The organism is Pyramidobacter sp. C12-8, assembly GCF_002007215.1.
Taxonomy (GTDB): domain Bacteria; phylum Synergistota; class Synergistia; order Synergistales; family Dethiosulfovibrionaceae; genus Pyramidobacter.
Window position 1 is genome coordinate 1 of sequence record NZ_MUHX01000065.1, and the last position, 1482, is coordinate 1482.

Genomic DNA, 1482 nt, shown 5'->3' on the forward strand with positions numbered 1-1482 from the left:
CGGGACCCCCGTCGGCAGAAAGCTCGGAGAGACCCTGAAAATCAGCGGCGGAGCGGACGTCACGAAACTTGCGGACGACAATATCGGCGTAATCACCGATCCCGCCAGCGGCGAACTGAAAGTGAAACTGGCGCAGAACCTGAACCTGGGAAGCGCCGGCAGCGTGACCATCGGCGACACTCTGCTTAACGGCAGCGGCCTGACGATTACCGGCGGCCCCGTCATCACCAAGACCAACGTGAACATGGGCAACCAGATCGTCCACGGCGTCGCCAACGGCGCCGCCGCGACCGACGCGGTCAACTACGGCCAGCTCCAGGCCGTGGAGAACAAGATCGACCAGACCAGCACCACAGTGAACAAAGGCCTCACCTTCAAAGCCGACGATACCAACACCGTCAACAGGAAACTCGGCGAGACCCTCCACGTCGCCGGCGACGGCACGAACACCGAGACCAAAGTCGACGGCGGCAAAGTCGTCGTCGCCCTCAAGAACGAACTGAAATTCGACGTGACCGGGACGACAAACAAACTCACCATCAACAAGGACGACAAAGGCACCGTCAACGGCCTGAGCAACACAACCTGGAACCCCCTGAGCATCACCTCCGGCCAGGCCGCCACCGAAGACCAGCTCAAAGCCGTGGACGACAAGATCGCCGCCATCTCCGCCGACACCCTGAAAAGCTGGGACGCCCAGATCGACGGAGTGAAAGTGAAGACCGTCAGCAAGACCGACAACGTCCTCAACTTCAAGAAAGGCAGCAACATCAAACTGAGCGACGACAGCGGCGCCATCAAGATCTCCGTCGTCGACGCGCCGAATTTTGCCGGCAAAGTCACCGCCAAAGGCTTCGACGCCATCGGCCACAAGATCGAGAACGTCAAAGCCGGAGCCGTGAACCAGACCAGCGGCGACGCCATCAACGGCGCGCAGCTGTGGAAGACCTCGAGCAGCATCGCCACCCACCTCGGCGGCGGCTCCTCCGTCACCCCCGACGGCACCGTCTCCGCCCCCACCTACAAGTTCAAGTACGTGAACGGCGGCAGCTACAACACCGTCGGCGACGCCTTGAGCGCCGTAGACCGCCAGTTCGGCAACGTCTACAACAACTTCGGCAACGTCTACAACCAGATGGGCGAACTGAGAAGCAGCATCAAGACCACCGGAGCGCTCGGCTCGGCCTTGAGCGCGCTCAAACCGATGCACTACGACCCCGTCGAACCCAGCCAGCTCATGGCCGGCTTCGGAGCCTACAAAGGCGAATACGCCCTGGCCCTTGGCTTTGCGCACTACGTGAAAGAAGACTTCATGGTGCACGCCGGAGTGTCCGTCTCGCACCACGGCGAGTCGATGGCCAACGCCGGGCTGACGTGGAAGATCGGCCGCAAGGAAGACAGGGAGGCGATCCCCGAACGTTACCGCAAGGGCCCCATGAACAGCGTCTACGTGATGCAGAAGGAGAACGCTCAGCTGCAGGC

General features: G+C 61.7%; 1 protein-coding gene. It reads left to right on the forward strand.

Going from position 1 to position 1482, the window contains the following annotated elements; genetic code table 11:
- Positions 1–1482, forward strand: a 1482-nt coding sequence (locus B0D78_RS12080) for a YadA C-terminal domain-containing protein (protein WP_205948327.1), incomplete at both ends; no start/stop codon positions are given.